This window comes from Geodermatophilus saharensis (assembly GCF_900188205.1).
Taxonomy (GTDB): domain Bacteria; phylum Actinomycetota; class Actinomycetes; order Mycobacteriales; family Geodermatophilaceae; genus Geodermatophilus; species Geodermatophilus saharensis.
In genome coordinates, this window is sequence record NZ_FZOH01000003.1 from 629,597 (window position 1) to 650,297 (window position 20,701).

Consider the following 20,701-nt stretch of genomic DNA (forward strand, 5'->3'; position numbering starts at 1 on the left):
CCGGCGCGACGGCGAGGTCCTGGCCGGCCGCGGGCGGTCCCGCGGTCAGTGGAGGGCGACGGCCGTCCAGGAGACCGGCGACAGGGTCACCCGGAGCGTGCGCCCGGTGACCTCGGCCCGGGGGCTCGGCCGGAGCCGGACCCGGTCCTGCCGGTCGGTGGTGTTCGCCGCGTACGGGTCCTGGTCGGACAGCGTGAGTGCCTCCCCGACGGCGGCCACACCCAGCGGTGCGAGGTCGACGGTCACCTCCGCCTCCTCCGTCCGCGAGCGGTTCACGAGGAAGAGCGCGGCTCCGTCGTCGTCGGCGGTGGCGGCGGCGTCGACGACGGGCACCTCCCCGTACTCGGCGCTGTCGTAGCCGGGGCAGTCGACGTCCACCCGGAGGGAGACGCCGCGCGCCAGGCGGGCGGTGGTCGCGAACGGGAAGAACGTCGACTTGCGCCACGCCGGTCCCCGCGGCTCGGCCGCGATCGGGGCGATCACGTTGACGAGCTGGGCCATCGAGGCGCTCGTCACCCGGTCCGCGTGCCGGAGCAGGGACATCAGGAGGCTGCCCACGACCACGCCGTCGGCCACGGTGTAGGGCTCCTCGCTGATGCGGGGCGCGAGCGGCCAGTCGTCGATGCGCTTCGCGAGGCCGGCCGGGACCTTCGACAGGTACCAGACGTTCCACTCGTCGAACGAGATGTCGATCGTCCTGGGGCTCTTGCGCACGGCCTTCACGTGGTCGGCGGTGGCGACGACCGTCTCGATGAACCGGTCCATGGCCGTAGCGGAGGCGAGGAAGGAGCCGAGGTCGCCGTCCTTCTCCTCGTAGTAGGCGTGGCAGGAGATGTAGTCGACGTCGTCGTAGGCGTGGGTGAGGACGGTCCGCTCCCAGTCGCCGAAGGTCGGCATGCCGGCGCCCGAGGAGCCGCAGGCGACCAGCTCGAGGTGCGGGTCGAGCTGGCGCATGGCCTTCGCCGTCCGGGCGGCGAGCTTCCCGTAGTCCTCCGCGGACCGCTGGCCGAGCTGCCAGGGGCCGTCCATCTCGTTGCCCAGGCACCACATCCGCACGTCGAACGGCCGGGTGCGCCCGTTGCGGACCCGCTGGTCGGCGAGCGTGGTGCCGGAGGGCACGTTCGCGTACTCGAGCAGGTCCAGCGCCTCGAGGGTGCCGCGCGTGCCGAGGTTGACGGCCAGCATGAGCTCGGCGCCGACCCGCTCCAGCCACGCGGCGAACTCGTGCAGCCCGACCTCGTTGGTCTCGGTGCTGTGCCAGGCGAGGTTGAGCCGGACCGGGCGCTGCTCGCGCGGCCCGACACCGTCCTCCCACCGGAACCCGGAGACGAAGTTCCCGCCGGGGTACCGGACCGTCGTCACCCCCATCTCCCTGACCAGGTCGATGACGTCGCGGCGGAAACCGTCCTCGTCGGCCTGCGGGTGCCCCGGCTCGTGGATGCCGCCGTACACGCCGCGGCCCATGTGCTCGACGAAGGCGCCGAAGAGCCGGCGGGACACCGGGCCCACCGGTCGTGCCCGGTCGACGGTGAGGCGGGCGCGCAGCATCAGACCCCCTCCACCCCGAGGGCGCTCCGCAGCCAGCGGAGCTGGGCGCGCTGCTGGTGCGCCTGCCCGCCCTCGTGGTCGTTGAACGGGTAGACCTCGATCTCCTTGGGGCCGCCGTACGCGTGATAGGCCGCGAAGACCGTCGACGGCGGGCAGACCTCGTCCATGAGGGCGACGGAGAACAGGGCCGGCGCCGCCGACCGGCGGCCGAGGACCGCGGCGTCGAAGTACGACAGGGTCTCGAAGACGCGGTCCACGCGGTCGCGGTGCGCCTTGAGGTACCGCACGATCTCGGCGTAGGGGTCGCCGGCGGCGATGCGCGCGGCCCGGGGGAAGTCGCAGAGGAACGGCACGTCGGGCAGGACCGCCCGCACCCCGCCCGCGAGCGCCGAGACGGCCAGCGCGATGCCGCCGCCCTGGCTGATGCCGGTCACCGCGACCCGGTCGCCGTCGACCTCCGGGTGGGTGCGCAGCACCTCGAACGCGCGGACGGCGTCGGTGTGGACGCGCCGGTAGTAGTAGTCCTGCGGCGAGAGCACACCCCGGGTCAGGAACCCGGGCTGCGCCGCGGCGGAGCCCACCGGGTCACCGGTGTCCCCCACGGTCCAGCCGCTCCCCTGCCCACGGGTGTCGACGACGAGCTGCGCGAACCCCGCCGACGCCCAGAGGACGTGCTCGTGGGGCAGGCCCCGCCCGCCGTTGTAGCCCTGGTACTGGACGACGGCGGGCAGCGGGCGCTCGCCCCGCAGCGCCCGCGCGGGCAGGTGCAGCCAGGCGCGGACCTCGGACCCGCCGGAGCCGGCGAAGGACACGTCCTGGGTCTCGACGGCGACCAGGCCGGTGTCGACCGGCGTGCACGACGCGTCCAGCGGGAACTCGGCCGCCTCGGCCAGGGTCGCGTCCCAGAAGTCCCAGAGGTCGTCCGGGGCCGGGAGCTGCGGGTGGTAGCGCCGGAGCTCCTCCAGCGGGAGGTCGGTGTGCGGCATCAGGCGGGAGCCGGTCCGGGCTCGACGACGGACCCGGGGTGCAGCACCCGCTCGAACCCCACGGTGCGGCGGCTGCCGGTCAGCGTGAGGGGCAGCACCTCCCGCACGTCGGCGCTGGAGGCACCCACCCGCAGCTCCACGTCCCCCGGCTCGACGACGCGCGCGCCGTCCCGCCCGGGGAAGGAGGTCAGGTCGGCGTGCAGGGTGAACCGGACGGTGGCGCCGGAGTGCGGCGCGAGGTCGACCCGCCGCGCGGCGAGCAGCGACTGCACCGGCCGGACCACCTCGGCGGCGACGTCGTGCAGGTAGACCTGCACGACCTCGGTGACCTCGCCGTCGGTGTCGTTGCGGAGCTCGACCTCCACCTCGGTGGTGCCCTCGGTGTCCCACTCCGGTCCGCCGGCCGCGCGGACCCCCGCCCAGGTCGCCGAGCCGTACCCCAGCCCGTGCCCGAAGGGGAACAGCGGGGTCGGGTCGACCGTGCTGACGTCGGTGCGCCGGCCCAGCGGCGCCGCGAGGTAGGTCGCCGGCTGGCTGCTCCCCGCGCGCGGGAAGCTCACCGGCAGCCGGCCCGACGGGGCCACCCGCCCGCTGAGGACGTCGGCGACCGCGGGGCCGCCCTCCTCGCCGGGGAAGAACCCGCACACGACCGCGGCGAGCCGGTCGACCTGGCGGGACAGCTCGTACGGCCGGCCGACGAGCAGGACGAGCACCACGGGCGTCCCCGTCGCGAGCAGGGCCTCCAGCAGCTCCTCCTGGCGGCCGGGGAGCCGCAGGTCCACGGCGTCACAGCCCTCCCCGGAGGTGCCGTTGCCGAACAGGCCCGCCTGGTCGCCGAGGACGGCGACGCACACGTCGGCGTCGGCCGCGGCCCGGGCGGCGGCCGCGATGCCCTCGTCGTCGCCGCCCAGCACCGGGCAGCCCTCGGCGACGACGACGTCGTAGGCCGCCGGGTCCGCCCGCAGCGCGTCGGCGAGCGTCGGGATGTCCACCCCCACCGGCACGTCGGGGTGGTGCACGCCGACGTGCATCGGGAACGAGTAGCAGCCGAGCATCGCCTGGGCGGTGTCGGCGCGGGGGCCGACCACCGCCAGGCGCAGCCCGGGCCGCAGGGGCAGCGTCCCGTCGTTGGCGAGCAGGACCACCGAGCGGCGGGCGAGCTCCCCGGCGACGGCCCGGGACTCCGCGGAGTCGAGGGTGACCTCGCCGTCGACGACCGCCGGCGAGTCCGGCGACCAGTCGGGGTCCAGCAGGCCGAGCTCGCACTTCTGCAGCAGCACCCGGCGCAGCGCCCGGTCCACGAGGCCCTCGTCCACGGCGCCGCTGCGCACCGCGTCGACCAGCGGCCCGCCGTAGCAGTTCACCGTCGGCAGCTCCACGTCGATGCCCGCCTCCAGGGCGCGCGCGGCCGCCTCCGCCGGTGAGCCGGCCACGCCGTGCAGGGTCTGGAGGAAGGCGATGGAGAAGTAGTCGGCGACCACGGTGCCGGTGAAGCCGTAGGTCTCCCGCAGCAGGGACGTGAGCAGCGCCGGGTCGGCCGCCGAGGGCACGCCGTCGAGGTCGGTGTAGGAGTTCATCACCGACCGGGCGCCCGCCCGCAGGGCCATCTCGAACGGCGGGAGCAGCACGCCGGCGATCTCCCGGGGGCCGGCGGAGACCGGCGCCAGGTTGCGCCCGGCGCGGGAGGCGGAGTAGCCGACGAAGTGCTTGAGCGTGGCGACGACGCCGCTGGACTCCAGGCCGCGGACGTAGGCGCTGCCGATCGTGCCGACCAGGTGCGGGTCCTCGCCCATGGTCTCCTCGACCCGTCCCCACCGCAGGTCGCGGGCGACGTCGAGGACGGGGGCGAGCCCCTGGTGGACCCCGAGCCGGCGCATGCTCTGCCCGATCAACGCGCCCATCCGCGCCACGAGGTCCGGGTCGAAGCTGGCCGCCCAGCACAGCGGCGAGGGGAAGGCGGTCGCCGTCCAGGCGGCCAGCCCGGTGAGGCACTCCTCGTGCACCAGCGCCGGGATGCCGAAGCGGCCGGCCGCCACGATCTGCCGCTGGCTCTCCGCGAGGCCCTTGGCCCCCACGAGCGGGTCGACGGGTGCGGTCCCGAACGGCCGGGTCAGCTGCCCGAGTCCATTGCGGACCAGGTCGTCCCAGTCCACCGGCGCGCCGGCCATCTCGTGCTGGTGCGGGGCGACCTCGCCCGCGGTCGCGTCGATGCCCACCCAGACGCCGTAGAGCTGGGCGACCTTCTCCTCCAGCGTCATGCGCCGGACGAGGTCGGCCACCCGGTCCTGGGCGGGGAGGCCGGGATCGCGCCAGGGCGCGGACTCGGGATCGCTGCCGGTGTCGCTGCCGGTGTCGAGGTCGGTGCGCATGCTGTTCGGGGATCCGTCCTGTCTGGTTCGTCGCCGGTGCGGCGGGGGTCGGTGCGGTGGGTTCGGTGCGGCGGTCAGGCCAGGGTGACCGCCGCCGGCGGCGCGTCCGGTCGCAGCTGCCACGACGCGGAGCGGTCCCCCGCCGAGACCGAGTAGGTCCCGGCCCACCCGCGCACCGTCACCCGGCCCTCGCCGTCGGTCCGCAGCCGGGTCGGCGGCAGCCACCACTCCCCCCTGACCAGGCCCCGGAGGGCGTCGTAGGCCGGCTTGGGGGTGCCGTCGGCGCGCACCAGTCCCGCGGGGGCACCCAGCCAGGCCCCGCGGTCGGTGATGCCCCAGTAGGTCACGGCCTCGACCGCGGGGTGCGACAGCAGCGTGGAGTAGTGGCGGACGACGTCGTCGGCCTGCCGCTCCTCGCCCGCGGGCGTGGAGGGCCACTCGTCGACCCGGTGGTCGTTGAGGTCCACGATCTCCGGGGGCATGAGGTCCCCGGACACCAGCGTCGTCTCGGTCCAGTGCAGCGGGAGGCCGTAGCGGGCGAACCGCTCCAGGACCTCCTGCGTCCGCTCCTCGCCCCAGTAGCCCTGGTGCATGTGGCTCTGCAGGCCGATCGCGTCGACCTGCACGCCGGCCTCGAGCACCCCCTCGATCAGGCACTCGTACGCCGTCGACAGGTTGAAGTCGTTGAGCACCAGGGTGGCCGCCGGGTTCGCCGCGCGGGCCTCCTCGAAGGCCAGGCGGATGGTCGGGATGCGACCGATGCGCCGGCACAGCCGGGTGATCGCGTTCTGGCGGTCCTCGTTCGCGAAGACGGGCATGATCACGACCTCGTTGATCGCGTCCCAGGTGTCCACGAGCCCCGCGAAGGACGTGACCTCGCGTCGGACCCGCGCCCGCACGGTCGCCTCGACGTCGGAGTCGGGGTACTCGCGCAGCCAGTCCGGGGCGAGCGTGTGCCAGACCAGCGGGTGGCCCTTGACGGACACGCCCCGGTCGCGGAACCACGCGGCCGCCGCCTGCAGGCGCCGGGTGTCGGGCTGCCCCTGCACCGGCTCGAAGCCGGCCCAGTAGAAAGGCAGGGTCGCGGTGTCGAACACGTCCAGCCAGAGGTGCTCCAGGCGCTCGGCCGCCTCCGGGTCGGCTCCGCCGAAGACGTTCTCGCGCGCCTCGCCGTGCTCGTCGTTGGCCAGCCCCACGAAGTCGAAGCCGATGTTGCCGAAGGCGACGTCGTGCCGGGTCTGCTCGACCACCACGTCGGTGTCCGCACGGGGAGAGCCGTCGGCGGAGCGCACGACGAGCGTGCCCTCGATGCGGCGGACGGCGTCGGGAGATGTGGAGCAGGTCACTAGGAAATCGTTATCGACAACGATTGACAGCGCAAGACCTGGCTGCGACCTTCGGTGGTGTGTTCCACGCCACCACGGCGTGCGGAAGGACGAAGGGGTTCAAACATGCGGCGTTCGGGGCGAACGGCTCTCTCGGTGCTGTGCAGCAGCGCGGTGCTGCTGACGGCCACTGCCTGCGGCGGTGGTGGTGACAGCGCCTCGGGAGGCGACGACAACACGATCACCTGGTGGCACAACTCGAACAACGAGCCCGGCAAGGGCTACTACGAGCAGGTGGCCGCCGACTTCGAGGAGGCCCACCCGGGCGTCGAGGTCGAGGTCGTGGCCATGGCCCACGAGGACATGGTCGACAAGCTCGAGGCGGCGTTCCAGAGCGGCGACGTGCCGGACGTCTACATGGAGCGCGGCGGCGGCGAGCTCGCCGACCACGTGGAGGCCGGCATGGTCCGCGACCTGTCCGAGGACGCGGCCGAGGAGATCGACCAGATCGGCGGCTCCGTGGCCGGCTGGCAGGTCGAGGACAAGACCTACGCGCTGCCGTTCTCCGTCGGCGTCGTGGGCTTCTGGTACAACACCGAGCTCTTCCAGCAGGCGGGCATCACGGCCCCGCCGACCACGATGGAGGAGCTGGCCTCCACCATCGAGACCCTGAAGGGCGCCGGCATCACGCCGATCTCGCTCGGCGCGGGCGACAAGTGGCCGGCCGCCCACTACTGGTACTACACGGCGGTCCGCTCCTGCTCCGAGGACGTGCTGACCGACGCCGTCACCAGCCTCGACTTCTCCGACCCGTGCTTCGTGCAGGCGGGCGAGGAGCTCCAGACGCTGATCGACACCGAGCCCTTCAACCCCGGTTTCCTGACCACGCCGGCGCAGGAGGGTGCCACCTCGGCCTCCGGCCTGCTCGCCACCGGGCAGGTCGCCATGGAGCTGACCGGCCACTGGGAGCCCGGCGTCATGCAGGGCCTCACCGAGGACGGCCAGGGCCTCGGCGACAAGACCGGCTGGTTCCCGTTCCCGGCGGTCGACGGCGGCGAGGGTGACCCCGAGGCGCAGCTGGGTGGCGGCGACGCGTGGGCGGTCTCGCAGGAGGCTCCCGACGCGGCGGTCGACCTCGTGAAGTACCTGCTCTCCGACGAGGTGCAGACCGGCTTCGCCGAGAACGACATGGGTCTGCCGACGATCCCCGCCGCCGGGGGCGCCGTCTCCGACCCGGCGCTGGCCCAGCTGCTCGAGGTCCGCGACGCGGCGCCGTACGTCCAGCTGTACTTCGACACGGCCTTCGGGGCGTCGGTCGGCGGTGCGATGAACGACGCGATCGCGCTGATGTTCGCCGGCGAGGCGACGCCGCAGGACATCGTGGACCAGACCCAGCAGGCCGCCGACCAGGAGCAGTGATCCGACCATGACCTCCCAGGGCGCCGTCACGGCGGCGGACCCGGGGGCGGCGGTCACCCGGCGCGCGAGTGCGCGCCGGGTGACCGGCCGGACTCCCGGTGGGACCGGCCGCCCCGGTCGTGACCGGGGTCGCAAGCGCCTGGAGATCCTCTTCTTCGTGGCGCCGGCCCTGGCGTTGATGGCGGTCTTCGTCGTCTACCCGGTCTTCTCCGCGGCCCGGATGTCGTTCTACCGCTGGAAGGGCTTCGGCCCGATGGTGGACTTCGTCGGCCTGCAGAACTACGCCCGCGTGCTGGCCGATGACGTCTTCACCGACGCGGTGGTGCACAACTTCGTCATCGTCTTCGCGTCGATCCTCGTGCAGCTGCCGCTCGGGCTGGCGCTGGCGCTGCTGCTCAACCGCCGCATCCGGGGGCGGGGGCTGCTGCGGACGATCATCTTCGTCCCCTACGTCCTCGCCGAGGTCATCGCCGGCGTCGTGTGGTTCCAGCTGCTGCAGCCCCGGTCCGGACTCCTCGAGACCATGCTGACGTCGGTGGGGGTCCCGGTCCCCGAGCAGGGCTTCCTCGGCACCCCCGACCTGGCGCTGGCCACGGTCTTCGTCGTGCTGACGTGGAAGTACCTGGGCCTGGCCGTGCTGCTGTTCCTGGCCGGGCTGCAGGGCGTCCCCGACGAGCTCTCCGAGGCCGCGCAGCTCGACGGCGCCTCGTGGTGGCAGACCCAGCGCCGCATCGCGATCCCGCTGCTCGCGCCCACCATCCGGACCTGGGTCTTCCTGTCCATGATCGGCTCGCTGCAGCTGTTCGACATGGTCTGGATCCTGACCGGCGGCGGGCCGGCCAACGCGACGACCACGATGGCGACCTACCTCGTCAGCCAGGGCACGCAGCGGAGCAACTTCGGCATCGCCGGAGCCGCGTCGGTCGTGCTGTTCCTGATCGGGTTCGCGCTGGCCGTCGCCTACCAGTTCCTGGTGCTGCGCCGCGACACCAAGGACGCGTGACCCCGGTGGAGACGACACACGAGAGGAGGGCCCGGTGATGGCCCGACGGGCGACGACGTACGGGCGGGGTGGCCCGCTGGTCTACCTGGTGGCGGCCGCCGTCGTGGCGGTCACGCTCGGGCCGGTGCTCTACGGCGCGCTCGGCGGCTTCCGCAGCAACGAGCAGCTGGCGCGCGACCCGGCCGGGCTCCCCGACCCGTGGGTGCTGGAGAACTACCGGGGCGTCGTCACCAACCCCGACTTCTGGCGCTACGCGCTGAACTCGACGGCGGTCGCCCTCATCACCACGGTGGTGGCGGTGCTCGCGGGCGTGATGGCCGCCTACCCCCTGGCGCGCTACCAGTTCCGGTTCCGCGAGCCGCTGTTCCTGGTGTTCGTGCTGGGGCTGCTCTTCCCGGCGGCCGTGGCCATCGTCCCGCTGTTCATCCTGGTGACGCGCGACCTGCAGCTGGGCAACACCTGGTGGGGCATCGCCCTGCCGCAGGCGGCGTTCGCGCTGCCGACGACGGTGGTGATCCTGCGGCCCTTCCTGATGGCGCTGCCGAAGGAGGTCGAGGAGGCGGCCATGCTCGACGGCGCCTCCCGGGTCGGCATCTTCTGGCGGATCGCCCTCCCCCTGTCGATGCCCGGCCTGGTCACGGTCGGCGTCCTCGCCTTCGTCGCCTCCTGGAACGCCTACCTGCTCCCGCTCCTGCTGCTCCAGGGGGACATGCGCACCCTCCCGCTGGGCGTGGCCGACTACTCCACCGAGCACTCGGCCGACACCGCGGGTGTGCTGGCGTTCACGACCATCGCGATGATCCCCGCGCTCATGCTGTTCCTGGCCATGCAGCGGCGCATCGTCAGCGGGCTCCAGGGTGCGGTGAAGGGCTGAGCCGGGCCCGGCCCACCCGGAGAGCCGCCGCGGGGACCGGCTCCGGGTGGGCGGGACCTCCGGCGCCGGTGTCCTGGACAGCGCAGCCCCCTCCTCTGGCACTGTGACCACCGAGGGCCTGACCGAGAAGAGGACCATGGAACTCGATGCGCCGAGGGACGACGTCGTCGACCCGGGCCTCGTGGTGGGACCGGGCGACGGGTCCCCTCCCGTGCCGTCGCTCCGCGGCCGGGTGACGATGCAGCAGGTGGCCGCGGAGGCCGGCGTCTCGATCTCCACGGTGTCGAAGGTCATCAACGGCCGCTACGGCGTGTCCGCCGAGACGATCGACCACGTGACCCGGGTCATCGACCGGCTCGGGTACGAGGCGAGCCTCGTCGCGCGCAGCCTGCGCAACCGCCGCACCAACGTCGTCGGCGTGCTGGTCATGGACTTCGAGCCCTTCAGCACCGAGGTCCTCAAGGGGGTCGCCGACGCGATCCACGGCTCCGGCTACGAGCTGATCGCCTACTCCGCCGGCGGACACGTCGAGGCCCGGGTGGGGTGGGAGCGCCGGTCGCTGAGCCGGTTGATGGGGAGCCTCGTCGACGGCGCCGTCCTCGTCACGCCGACCGTGACCGACGTGCAGGCCGACGGACCGGTGGTGGCGGTCGATCCGCACACCGGTCCGGCGGGACTGCCCTCGGTCACCGCCGACAACCTGCAGGGCGCGCGGCTCGGCGTGGAGCACCTGATCGGTCTGGGCCACACCCGGATCGCCATGATCACGGGACGCTCGGACCTGCTGTCCGCGCAGCAGCGGGAGCAGGGCTACCGCGAGGCGCTCGTCGCCGCGGGGTTGCCGGTGGACGAGGCACTGGTGCGGTCCGGCGGCTTCGAGCCGGAAATCGCGCGCGAGGCGGCCCGCGAGCTGCTCTCGCTCCCGTCGCCGCCGACGGCGGTCTTCGCGGCCAACGACCTCTCGGCGCTGGTGACGCTGGAGGTGGCGGCGGAGCTCGGGCTCGAGGTACCGCGTCAGCTGTCGGTGGTCGGCTTCGACGACATCCCGGAGTCCGCCGTGGCCACACCCCCGCTGACCACGGTGCAGCAGCCGATCCGGCGGATGGGCAAGGAGGCCGCCGACATGCTCCTGGCGCTCATCTCCGGCGAGGACCCGGCCGACGAGCACCGCACCCAGGCCACCTCGCTCGTCGTCCGGGCGTCCACCGCGCGTCCGGGGCAACCCTCCTGACACCGCCGTCCTGACACCGCCCTCCTGACACCGCCCGCGGGCCGGGGCCGGTTCCTGCGGGCCGCCCCCGGACCCGACGGACGCACCGCGGCCGTCTCCCGGGGATTCCTCCGCGGGCGGAATGAGCGGCCACCGGCGATGCTTGTCTTCTGCAACGACCGTCGACACGGGGCGTCTCCGCGCGCCCAGGGGGAACAACCGTGACCGCCACGCAGGACCGCAGCACCGCCGTGCCCGAGGAGGCCCCGCCGCCACGCCGGGCGGTGCTGGTGCTCGTCCTCGGCGCCTTCGTCGCCGTCGGCGCCTTCACCATCGACATGTACCTGCCCGCGCTGCCGGCGATCGCGACCGACCTGCGCACCAGCTCCCCGATGGTGCAGCTGACGCTGACCGGCACGCTGGTCGGCCTCGCCCTGGGGCAGCTGGTCATCGGCCCGCTCTCCGACGCGCTCGGCCGGCGCCGGCCGCTGCTGGCGGGGACCGTGCTGCACGTGGTGGCCTCGCTGCTCGTCCTGGTCGCGCCGACCGTGCAGGTGCTCGGCGTCCTGCGCGTCCTGCAGGGCGTGGGCAGTGCCGCCGGCGGGGTGGTCGCCATGGCCATCGTCCGGGACCTGTTCGAGGGGCGGGCGGCCGCGACCATGCTGTCCCGGCTGTTCCTGGTCATGGGCGCCGCTCCGGTGCTGGCCCCCACGGTCGGCGGGGAGCTGCTGCGGGTCACCTCCTGGCGCGGTGTGTTCGCCGCTCTGGCGCTGTACGGCCTGCTGCTGTTCGTCGTCGGTCGGCTCACCGTGCCCGAGACGCTGCCGCCGGGCCGCCGCGTCACCGGCGGGGTCGCCGGGACCCTGCGCACCTACCGGGGGCTGCTGCGCGACCGGGTGTACGTCGGGCTGGTCCTGGTGGCCGGGCTGACGATGGCCGGGCTGTTCAGCTACGTGTCCGGGTCCTCCTTCGTCTACCAGCGGCAGTTCGGCCTCGACGAGCAGCAGTTCGGCGTGCTGTTCGGCGCCGGCGCCTTCTTCCTGATCGGAGCCACGCAGCTCAACCCGGTCCTGCTGCGCCGGTGGTCCCCGGCGCAGGTGCTGTCCGCGGCGATGCTGGCCGGCACCGTCGCGGCGCTGGTCCTGCTGACCCTCGCGGCCGGCGGGTGGGGCGGGCTCGCCGGCGTCGTCGTCCCGCTGTGGGCGGTGCTCGCCGCCGTCGGCCTGGCGCTGCCCAACGCCCCGGCGCTCGCGCTGGCCGCGCACGGCGAGACCGCCGGCTCCGCGGCCGCCCTGCTGGGCGCCGTGCAGTTCGGCATCGGCGCCGCCGTCTCCCCGCTCGTCGGGCTGCTCGGCAACGACGCCACGGCGATGGCGCTCACCGTCGGGGGCGGGCTGCTGCTGGGCCTGCTGGTGCTGGGCACGGTCGTCCGGCCGTGGCAGCTGCCCGACCTGCCCGACGCGGCGGCGGTCGCCGTCGCCCACTGAGGCACCACCGGGGCACCACCGGGGCACCACCGGGGCACCACCGGGGCGCCACCGGGGCACGGCGGACCGCGCCCGGGCGGTGGCCGGTCAGCCGGGGTCGGCTGCGGAGGGAGCCGCATCCGATGCGGCGGTCACGTGGGTCGCCGCCCAGCTGGCCAGCAGCCTGAGCCCGTCCTCGTCCGGGGTCCCGGGCTCGGCCGTGTAGACGGTCATGACGAGCTCGCCCTGCTCGGCGTGCGCCAGGTCGAAGCTGTGGAACACCAGCTCCAGCGTGCCGACGGCGGGGTGGCGGAACTGCTTGACCCCGGCGTGGTGCAGCCGCACGTCGTGCGCCGCCCAGCGGGTGCGGAACTGCTCGCTGACGGTCGACAGCTCCCCGACGAGCTCGCGCAGGTCCCGGTCGTGGGGGTCGCGGCCGGCCTCGGTGCGCAGCAGCGCGACGGTGACGTCGGCCGCGGCGTCCCAGTCCACGTGGTAGTCCCGCGCCCGCGGGTCGAGGAACTGGAACCGGGCGATGTTCGCCCGCCACCGGGGCTCGTCGAGGACCGGTGAGTACAGCGCCCGGGCCAGGGTGTTGGCGGCGACGACATCCAGCCGGCCGTTGGCGACGAACGCCGCCGAGTCGCGCATCGAGTCCAGCATCCACTGCACCCGCGCAGGCACCGGGGCCCGGCTGCGCCGCCGGGGCGCGCGGCCGGGCCGGGCGGCGCGGGCCAGGTCGAACAGGTAGCGCCGCTCGGCCTCGTCGAGCTGCAGCGCCCGGGCGACGGCCTCCAGGACGTCCTCGGAGACGCCGGCGATGTGCCCCTTCTCCAGCCGGGTGTACCAGTCGGTGCTCACCCCGGCCAGGACGGCGACCTCCTCGCGGCGCAGCCCGGCCACCCGGCGCCGGCCGGCACCGGGCAGCAGCCCGGCCTGCTCGGGGGTGATCCGGGCGCGGCGCGTCGCGAGGAACTCGCGGATGTCGGAGCGGTTGTCCACCCCCTCGACGGTAGGGCGGTGCACCGCACCAGGGAGGTCGAGCTTCTCCCCCCGCAGAGCCGCCCTCCCACGCCTGCGCGCGGCGGCGTTCCGTGGAGTCGTTCCCCCGGCTGGCCGGGGACCCGGCGGCCGCCGACGAGTTCCAGGCCGCCGTCAGCCAGGTGCTGCCGCAGCTCGACCGCTGAACGCGGTCATCGAGCAGCGACGGCGAGGACCGGCCTCCTCGGCGAGGCGGCGGGGCGACAGCGCGGGATCGCCCCCCGACCGGACGGGCTCGGGCGGTTCGACCTCCACGTCACCGACGACCGCGGGCGGGCCGGGCACCACCTGCGGGCGGTTCCGGCGGGGTCAGTGCAGGGCGGCGGCCGCGCCCGCCGGGGTGGCGCGGTCGAACCGCGACGGGTCACCGGCGTAGTAGGGCCAGACCCGCCACCGCGCCGCGCCGGTGCGCTCGGGCGGTCCGAGGGTGACCCGCCCGGTGGCCGCCCACTCGACGCCGCGCACGAGCAGCGTCATGAACGGGATCTTGCGGAAGGTGTCCCAGTCGTGCCCCAGGACGATGCTCACGCTGCGCCCTGCGCCCCACTCGTTGACCCAGGCCAGTGGCTGGTCGGTGTCCATGCCCGGCAGGTCCTCGATCCCGCCGGCAGGGATGTCGACCGGGGTGTGCGCGTTCGGCCAGCCGGCCCGCCGGTAGGTCGCCACGTCGTCGAACACGGTCAGCAGGACCGTCGCCGACGGGTCCATCCGGGCGCCGGTCAGCACGTCGTCGTTGACGACCGACCACTCCGCGGGCAACCCCTCGGTGACGGCGTGCCGCGGCTCGGGGAACCGGACCGTCACCTCGGCCTGCGGCCGGGGGCGCAGGCCCGTGGTCCTGCTCAGCGTGGCGCCGCGCATCCGGTCGAACTCCTCGGGCCAGCCCCACTCCGGCTCCTGCACCGACGAGCCGTGGAACCAGACGATCCCTCGGCCCTTCTCCCGGACGAAGCGCAGCAGCGCCTGCTCGGTCGTCGTCCCGAAGCCCTCGGCGACCGAGTGGTAGTCGTCGCGCCCCTCGTACACGACCAGGACGGCGTCGAACCGGTCGAGCAGCTCGTCGCCGACGCCGCGGAACTCCTCCAGCACCCGCACCCGGAAGCGGCCGGTCGACTCGAGCAGCGTCGTGAGCATGTGCGTGTGGTGCCGGAAGGACCGGAACTCGTTGTCGTGCTCGACGGTGACCTTGCCCGTGGCGATGAGGACGTCGAGCTTCGCCGGCGGTTCCGTCACGCGTCCGCCGCGACCGACCGGATGTACTCGACGGACTGCACGGTCTCGACGGCCGGGAAGTACTCCAGGCCGATCGGGCCGTCGTAGCCGGATGCCCGGAGGGTGGCCAGCTGGGCCGGCCAGTCGACGTCACCGCTGCCCGGCTCGTGCCGGCCCGGCACGTCGGCGAGCTGCACGTACTTCACGAAGCCCGCGGCGTTCGCCAGCTCGGTCGCCGGGTCCTCGCCCTGGGCGATCGAGTGGTAGAGGTCGTAGAGGATGCCGAACCGGTCGCTGCCGATGGCGCGGGCGACGTGGACGGCGTCCTCGGTGCGGTCGGTGAGCGCGCCGGGGTGGTCGACCCGGGAGTTGACCGGCTCCAGGACGAAGTCGACGTCCGCCCCGCGGTGCCGCTCGACGGCCTCCCCGTACATGTCGATGACCACCTGGTGGTTGCGCTGCCGGTTCATGCCCGGGAAGCCCACGCCCGAGGCGAGCACGATCCGGGGGCAGCCGAGCTGAGCGGCGTGCTCGACCGCGAGGTCCAGCCCCTCCTGGGCCGGGGCCAGGTCGGTGCCGGGGAACGTGAAGCCCATCCTCGGGCCGGCCAGCAGCGACGTGAGCTGCACGCCGGTGTCGGCGAGCGCCTTGCCGAGCGAGTCGAGGTCCTTGTCGGTGGAGAACCACATCTCGACGGCGTCGAAGCCGGCGGCCGCCGCCGCGCGGACCCGGTCGCCGGCGTCCGGGCCGGCCTCGGTGAAGAGCAGTTCGATGTTGGCGGAGAGCTGGTACACGTCAGGAGTCCTTGTCAGTGGGAAGGGTCGCTGAGGGCGGCCGTGATCGACCGGCGGATGAGGTCGTGCTGCTGGCGGACGAGGTCGACGGGGTCGGCCTCGTCGAGGTCGGCGAAGGCGTGGCCCTCCCACTCGCTGGAGAAGAAGCCCTCGTAGCCGCCGCGGACGAACTCGCGGACGATCGCCGGGTAGTCGATCGCCGGCTCGTCGCCGTGCTCGTCGACGTAGTAGAACTTGGCGTGCACGTGCACGATCTGCGGCATGATGTCGGCCCACTCGGCGGGGTCGACGTGGCCGTGCATGTTGAACGCCAGCCGCGCGAACGAGCCGAGCGACTCCGGCGCGATGCCGCGGGAGTGCAGGTACTCGACGAACTCGCCGTGCCTCGCGTCGATGTCGGCGTCGGTCGCCCAGATCTCCTGCAGCCGGCCGAGCTCCTCCTGCCCGAGCCCCATCCTCGCGAGCTTGCGCAGGATGGTCGGCGACATGCTGTGCATCGTCGAGCTGAAGTCGGCGACGAAACCCAGCCGCGGCGAGTCGATCTCCGCGTACGTCTCGCGGATCTCCAGGACCTTCGGCGAGTTCGGCCCCAGCGGGGCGTGCAGCTCCCAGCCCATCGTCAGGTCGAGCTCCTCGGCCACCGGCAGCAGCCGGCGGATGAGCGAGGGCTTGGCGCTCTGGATGCGCACCAGCGGGAAGCCGAGCGCGTGCGCGCTGCGGAACTGGGCGACGGTGAACTCGAACTCCTCGTCCGGGGTCATGTCCCGGTCGCGGCGGCGGCCCGTGTCGAGGTTGCAGCCGAACGAGCTGGGCACGAACCCGTGCCGGTCGAAGGCCTCGCGCCAGTCACGCACGAAGTCGTCGGTCACCTCGGGGTAGCTGCGGATCGTCTGCGAGGCGACGATCTCGATGCCCGGGCCGATGCCCGCGGCGTCGACGACGTCGAGCAGGCCGGCGAGGTCGTACCGGCCGGCGGCCCACTCGCTGGTCAGGGAGTAGAGCGTCAGCCCCAGCGTGATGCCGCTCCCCTCGACCGCCGGGGCGGCGACGGAGGCGGGCAGGGTCGTGGTCATCGGGGTCCTCCGTGCGCGACGAGGGAGCGCCGGTTGCTGGCGTGGTTGGTGACGTACGTCGTGGGCGCGATCTGCATGTAGGGCAGCCGCAGGTCCACGGTCACCTCGACGTCGACCTCCTGGCCCTCGGCCGGCGGCTCGTCGAGCGGGACGACCACGACGAGCCGGTCCTGGATGAACCACAGGACGTCCCACTGCTCCCGGAGCTCGTCGACCCGGTAGGTCCGCTCCCCCAGCTCGACCCGCAGGTCGTCGGAAGGGATCTCGCGGCCCTCGACCGAGACGGCGATGCCGCTGACGCTGGACAGCCAGAGGCTGCGGTACCACGGGACGGTCAGCGCGATCCCGAGCCCCTCCGGACGCCGGATCAGGCTGTCGTCGGACAGGACGGTGTCGCCGGTCGCCATCAGGCGGCCTCCTTCCCCTCGACGAGCGGGCGCAGCTCGCGCTGCACGAGGTAACCGGCCAGCAGGGCGCTGGCGGCGGGGTGCGGGCTCTGGTCGCTCTCCACGACGATCCAGCCGTCGTAGTCGGCGGCCTGGAGTGCCCGGGTGACGGCGGCGAAGTCGACCAGGCCGCCGTCGACGCCCGGCTCGGCGAACCAGCGCGGGACCTCCCGCGCTCCCCCGCGCACCCGCACCGTCCAGTGCGCGTGCGGCTGCAGGTACTCCTCGGCGTCGTCGACCGCCAGGGCGTCCTTGAACTGGACGTGCCACACGCGGTCACCGGAGCGCTCGATGACCGACACCGGGTCGATGCCGCCCGCGGTCAGCTCGCCGGTGTCGACGGCGAGGCCGACGAGCGAGGGGTCGGTCCGGTCGAGCAGCCGCGGCACGTGGTCGCGGCGCAGCGCGGAGAGGAAGTCCACGTGCAGCGCCGTCCGCACGCCGTGCTCGGACGTCGCCCGGCCGACGGCCTCCCAGCAGGCGGCCAGCCGGCCGATCGCGTCGTCGTCCAGCGGCTCGACGTCACCGGCGCCGCCCACCGGGCGCACGAGCAGCACCGACCCGCCGAGCGCGGCGAGCGCCTCGGCCAGCTCGGTCGCCCTCGCCACGATCGCCGGGACGTCGGCCTCCGCGAGCGGCGACAGCGGCCCGGTGAGGTGCTCCATCGACCGCTCGGCCGGGTCCCAGTACCAGCTGCTCACCGCGTCGAGCGCGCAGCCGCGCACGAAGTCGCGGAAGCCGGCGACCGAGCCGAAGTTGGCGGCCAGCTGCTGCGGGTTGCCCAGCGGCTCCCAGCGGCCGGTGCCGTAGGTGAGCTCGACGCCCTCGAAGCCGGCGATCGAGATGGTCTTCAGCGCGCGCTCGTGCTGTTCGCGGCGGACGAAGTCGTCGAACTGGGGCTTCCACTGGTTGATCGCGTAGGACCACCGGATCCCGTTCACCGGTAGATCTCCTCGAGGACGTTCTTCGCGTACCACCGGGAGATCGCGGTGCTCTCGGAGTAGTCGCCGCCCTCCTTGTTGGCCTTGTCGTGCTCGACGGAGATCCAGCCGCGGTACCCGTTGTCGCGGACGGCGGTCATCATCGCCGCGAAGTCGACCAGGCCCTGGTCGGTGCCCATCTCGTGGAACCACTTGCCGGTGGTCGGCGCCATGATCTCGGAGTCCGGGCGGTGCCGGTGGTCGTCACCGGTGGCCACGTTGCGGGTGTCCTTGAAGTGGAAGCCGCTCACCCGGTGCGCGTGCCGGTCGTACAGCGCCACCGGGTCCACCCCGGCGATGCAGTGCTGGGCGGTGTCGACGAACAGCGAGACGTACCGCGGGTCGGTGTACGAGTAGAAGGTGTCGATGTCCGGCTCGCTCTGGATGCCGCAGAAGAACTCGTGGTGGCAGGTGAGCCGCACGCCGGAGCCGGCGGTGATCTCGCCGACCTTGTTCCAGCACTCCGCCGAGTACTTGAGCTTGTCCTCGGTGACCGGCTCCATGTCGTAGTACAGGGTCGCCGGCATCACGATGATGTTGTCGAGCTCGATCTCCGACCAGCGGCCCATCGTGACGCGGAAGTCCTCGAGGATGTTCTCGTGCGTCTCCGGCAGGTGCGGCGCGTAGTTCCGGACGTCGTAGTCGGCGGCGTGGAAGGTGTTCACGATCCGCTCCAGGCCGTGGTCCTGCACCATCTCCTGGTACTTCGCCGGGCCGCCGTAGTCGCCGTACATCTGCCAGATCCGGAAGTCGAACGTGTCGATCGCGTCGAACCCGACGGCCTTGATCTGCTTGAGGAACGCCGACATGGTCCGGTGCGAGTGCCACTGGTCGACCGGCCCGGCCGGCCCGTTGCTCCGCCAGTGGTCCATGTACGACCACTTGATCGCGCGCTCGTCGCTCACTTGGCCACCCCCAGCACGCGCTGCAGGTACCAGCTGTTGAGCATCGCGAGCTCCGCGGGGTTGCCGCCGTGGTCGCTCTCGACGACGACCCAGCCCGGGTACCCGTGCTCGCGCAGCGCGGCGACGAAGCCGGGCACGTCGACCAGGCCGCCCTCGGTGCCGAGCTCGTAGAACCAGCGCTCGATCCGCCGCCCGGCCCCGCCCTTGAGCATCGTCGACTCGGCACCGGGCATCCGGTACTCCTCGCCGGTGTCGGCGTAGCGGGTGTCCTTCAGGTGCACGTGGGTGACGCGGTCGGCGTGCTCCCGGTAGAAGGCCACCGGGTCGATGCCACCCACGGTGAGCTCCGCCGTGTCGAGGGCGAACCCGACGGTCGCCGGGTCCGTCGCCTCGAGCAGGCCGGTCAGCTCGGCGTGGGTGTGCACCGCACCCAGGCAGTCGTAGTGCAGCGCCAGGCCGATCCCCGCGGCGGCGGTGCGCTCGCCGATCCGGTTCCAGACGTCGGCCACGACCTTGATCCCGTCGGCGTCCAGCGGCGGCGTCATCCACGCCGACCCGACGGGGCGGACGACGAGCTGGTCGGCGCCCACGCCGGCGACGAAGTCGACGAACGGCTTGGACCACTCGACGATCGCGTCGGCGTCGGCCGGGTTCGCGGTCGACCGGAAGGCGTACCCCTCTTCTTCCTCCGTGGGCGCCTGGGGGTCCCAGAACACGCTGGAGACGCCCCGCACCTGCGCCCGGCGCAGGAAGTCGAGGAAGCCCTGGTGGCTGCCGTGGTTGAGCAGGATGACCTCGGGCCGGCTGATGTTGTCCCAGCGGCCGGTGCCCGACGCCAGCTCGATGGTGTCGAAGCCGCAGGCCGAGACCGTCTTGAGTGCGCGCTGCTGGTCCTCGTGCCGCACGAAGACGTCCAGGCGGACGTTCCACTGGTTCAGGGCGTAGGCCCAGCGCAGGGTGTCCTTCATCGGGCCGTCTCCAGCTCGGCGCGCGCCTCGGCCTCGGCCTCGGCGAGCACGTTGTCGATGTACCACTTGGCGACCGCCGTGGCCTCGGCGTAGCTGCCGCCGCCGAGCTCGGCCTTGTCGTGCTCGACGGTCAGCCAGCCGTCGTAGCCGGAGGCGACGATCTCCTTCATCAGGGCCGGGAAGTCGACCAGCCCGCCCTCGCCCATCTCGTAGAACCAGCGCGTGACCTGCGGCGCCATCAGCTCCGGGTCCGGCGGCGTGCGGTACGCCTCGTGCTCGTCGACGTTCTTCGTGTCCTTGAAGTGGAAGCCGGTGCAGCGGTCGGAGTAGTCGCGGAACATCTGCACCGGGTCGACGCCGGCGATGGTGTGCTGCGCGGTGTCGCAGAAGAAGAAGACCAGCTCGGGGTCGGTGTGGCGGAAGAACGTGTCGAGCTGCTCTCGGGTGCGGATCGCGCCCCAGAACTCGAAGTGGCACGTCGTCTTCATGCCGTGCTGCAGCGTCAGCGCGCCGACCCGGTTCCACAGGTCCGCGACGACCTTGATCGTGTCGTCGGTGACCGGCTCGGTCTGGTGGTGGGTCGACGTCGGCATGACGATGAAGTTCTCGACGCCGGTCAGCCCCTCGCACATGCGGAGCGTGTTCTCGCAGTCGGCGACGATCCGGTCGTGCGTCTCCCGGACGTGCGGCGCCGTGTACCTGGTCGCCGACGGGTAGGCGGAGAAGATCCCGGTGATCTTGTCGAACCCGTTGTCCTGCAGGAACCGCTCGAAGCCGGGCACGCCGCCGTACATCCCGGCGTACAGCGGCAGGTAGAAGAAGAAGGTGTCGAAGCCCGTGAAGCCCAGGGCCGACAGCTGCTTGACGTACCGGTCCATGTAGGCGCGGTTGAACGACGGGGGCTGCGGCCCCTGCGGCGTCTCCGTCACCCAGTGATCCATGTACGACCACTTGGTCCAGACCACGCGGGATCCCTTCGCTGGCGCGCGACGCGGAGCCTGCGAGGGCCCGGCGCGACGGTCCGAGAACCGGGGGCCGAGGCCCTCGGCGGCGGCATCGAGAGCCACCTGGGGCGAGACCGC

The 20,701-nt window shown here is 73.1% G+C and carries 18 protein-coding genes; 5 read left to right on the plus strand and 13 right to left on the minus strand.

The annotated features are described in order from the left end of the window. Positions 1-45: 45 nt before the first annotated feature. From arfA to CHC04_RS10920, 4 genes are all read right to left on the minus strand, one after another. Entirely contained in the window at positions 46-1,548 is a 1,503-nt protein-coding gene (arfA, locus tag CHC04_RS10905; protein ID WP_089403898.1) for an arabinosylfuranosidase ArfA, read from the minus strand. Next, the gene (locus CHC04_RS10910) at positions 1,548-2,534 is read right to left on the minus strand and encodes an acetylxylan esterase (protein WP_089403899.1); all 987 of its coding nucleotides are present in this window, start codon (positions 2,532-2,534) and stop codon (positions 1,548-1,550) included. The genes arfA and CHC04_RS10910 overlap by 1 nt, the downstream gene beginning before the upstream one ends. Beyond that, positions 2,534-4,903 carry a beta-xylosidase/alpha-l-arabinosidase gene (locus tag CHC04_RS10915; RefSeq protein ID WP_089403900.1) on the minus strand — a complete coding sequence of 790 codons (2,370 nt, stop codon included), beginning with the start codon at positions 4,901-4,903 and terminating at the stop codon, positions 2,534-2,536. The genes CHC04_RS10910 and CHC04_RS10915 overlap by 1 nt, the downstream gene beginning before the upstream one ends. A 74-nt stretch (positions 4,904-4,977) precedes the next feature. Next, entirely contained in the window at positions 4,978-6,249 is a 1,272-nt protein-coding gene (locus CHC04_RS10920; RefSeq protein WP_089403901.1) for an endo-1,4-beta-xylanase, read from the minus strand. A 135-nt stretch (positions 6,250-6,384) separates the two neighbouring features. Between CHC04_RS10920 and CHC04_RS10925 the strand changes: the two genes are divergently transcribed. The 5 genes from CHC04_RS10925 to CHC04_RS10945 all read left to right on the plus strand — a co-directional run bounded on the left by CHC04_RS10925 (position 6,385) and on the right by CHC04_RS10945 (position 12,221). After that, on the plus strand, positions 6,385-7,647 hold the full coding sequence (locus tag CHC04_RS10925; RefSeq protein WP_217897293.1) for an extracellular solute-binding protein: 1,263 nt from the start codon (positions 6,385-6,387) through the stop codon (positions 7,645-7,647). Positions 7,648-7,654: 7 nt separating this feature from the next. Further along, a complete protein-coding gene (locus CHC04_RS10930) occupies positions 7,655-8,650 on the plus strand; it encodes a carbohydrate ABC transporter permease (RefSeq protein ID WP_089403903.1) in 996 nt (331 codons plus the stop codon). Between the two features lie 37 nt (positions 8,651-8,687). After that, positions 8,688-9,524, plus strand: coding sequence for a carbohydrate ABC transporter permease (locus CHC04_RS10935; protein ID WP_089404059.1), 837 nt, complete (start codon positions 8,688-8,690; stop codon positions 9,522-9,524). Positions 9,525-9,660: 136 nt separating this feature from the next. Beyond that, positions 9,661-10,755 carry a LacI family DNA-binding transcriptional regulator gene (locus tag CHC04_RS10940; RefSeq protein ID WP_176449937.1) on the plus strand — a complete coding sequence of 365 codons (1,095 nt, stop codon included), beginning with the start codon at positions 9,661-9,663 and terminating at the stop codon, positions 10,753-10,755. Between the two features lie 200 nt (positions 10,756-10,955). Continuing rightward, entirely contained in the window at positions 10,956-12,221 is a 1,266-nt protein-coding gene (locus CHC04_RS10945; RefSeq protein ID WP_089403904.1) for a multidrug effflux MFS transporter, read from the plus strand. A gap of 87 nt (positions 12,222-12,308) precedes the next feature. Here the strand turns inward: CHC04_RS10945 and CHC04_RS10950 are convergent, their stop codons facing one another. The 9 genes from CHC04_RS10950 to CHC04_RS10990 form a co-directional block, all read right to left on the minus strand. Then, positions 12,309-13,202, minus strand: a complete 894-nt coding sequence (locus CHC04_RS10950) for a helix-turn-helix transcriptional regulator (RefSeq protein WP_089403905.1) — start codon at positions 13,200-13,202, stop codon at positions 12,309-12,311. 348 nt (positions 13,203-13,550) lie between these two features. Continuing rightward, positions 13,551-14,474, minus strand: a complete 924-nt coding sequence (locus CHC04_RS10955) for a ThuA domain-containing protein (RefSeq protein WP_089403906.1) — start codon at positions 14,472-14,474, stop codon at positions 13,551-13,553. Further along, entirely contained in the window at positions 14,471-15,247 is a 777-nt protein-coding gene (locus tag CHC04_RS10960; protein ID WP_089403907.1) for a TIM barrel protein, read from the minus strand. The genes CHC04_RS10955 and CHC04_RS10960 overlap by 4 nt, the downstream gene beginning before the upstream one ends. Positions 15,248-15,261: 14 nt before the next feature. After that, the gene (locus tag CHC04_RS10965; protein ID WP_089403908.1) at positions 15,262-16,320 is read right to left on the minus strand and encodes a sugar phosphate isomerase/epimerase family protein; all 1,059 of its coding nucleotides are present in this window, start codon (positions 16,318-16,320) and stop codon (positions 15,262-15,264) included. Further along, entirely contained in the window at positions 16,317-16,727 is a 411-nt protein-coding gene (locus CHC04_RS24550) for a C-glycoside deglycosidase beta subunit domain-containing protein (protein ID WP_089403909.1), read from the minus strand. The genes CHC04_RS10965 and CHC04_RS24550 overlap by 4 nt, the downstream gene beginning before the upstream one ends. Further along, positions 16,727-17,707 (minus strand): sugar phosphate isomerase/epimerase family protein, encoded by a 981-nt coding sequence (locus CHC04_RS10975; RefSeq protein ID WP_089403910.1) that lies wholly within the window; start codon positions 17,705-17,707, stop codon positions 16,727-16,729. Before CHC04_RS10975 ends, CHC04_RS24550 begins: the two co-directional genes overlap by 1 nt. Next, complete coding sequence (locus CHC04_RS10980) at positions 17,704-18,651, minus strand: sugar phosphate isomerase/epimerase family protein (RefSeq protein WP_141233760.1); 948 nt, start codon at positions 18,649-18,651, stop codon at positions 17,704-17,706. The genes CHC04_RS10975 and CHC04_RS10980 overlap by 4 nt, the downstream gene beginning before the upstream one ends. Continuing rightward, the gene (locus CHC04_RS10985; RefSeq protein ID WP_089403911.1) at positions 18,648-19,619 is read right to left on the minus strand and encodes a sugar phosphate isomerase/epimerase family protein; all 972 of its coding nucleotides are present in this window, start codon (positions 19,617-19,619) and stop codon (positions 18,648-18,650) included. Before CHC04_RS10985 ends, CHC04_RS10980 begins: the two co-directional genes overlap by 4 nt. After that, the gene (locus CHC04_RS10990) at positions 19,616-20,548 is read right to left on the minus strand and encodes a sugar phosphate isomerase/epimerase family protein (protein ID WP_217897294.1); all 933 of its coding nucleotides are present in this window, start codon (positions 20,546-20,548) and stop codon (positions 19,616-19,618) included. Before CHC04_RS10990 ends, CHC04_RS10985 begins: the two co-directional genes overlap by 4 nt. Between the last annotated feature and the right edge of the window lie 153 nt (positions 20,549-20,701).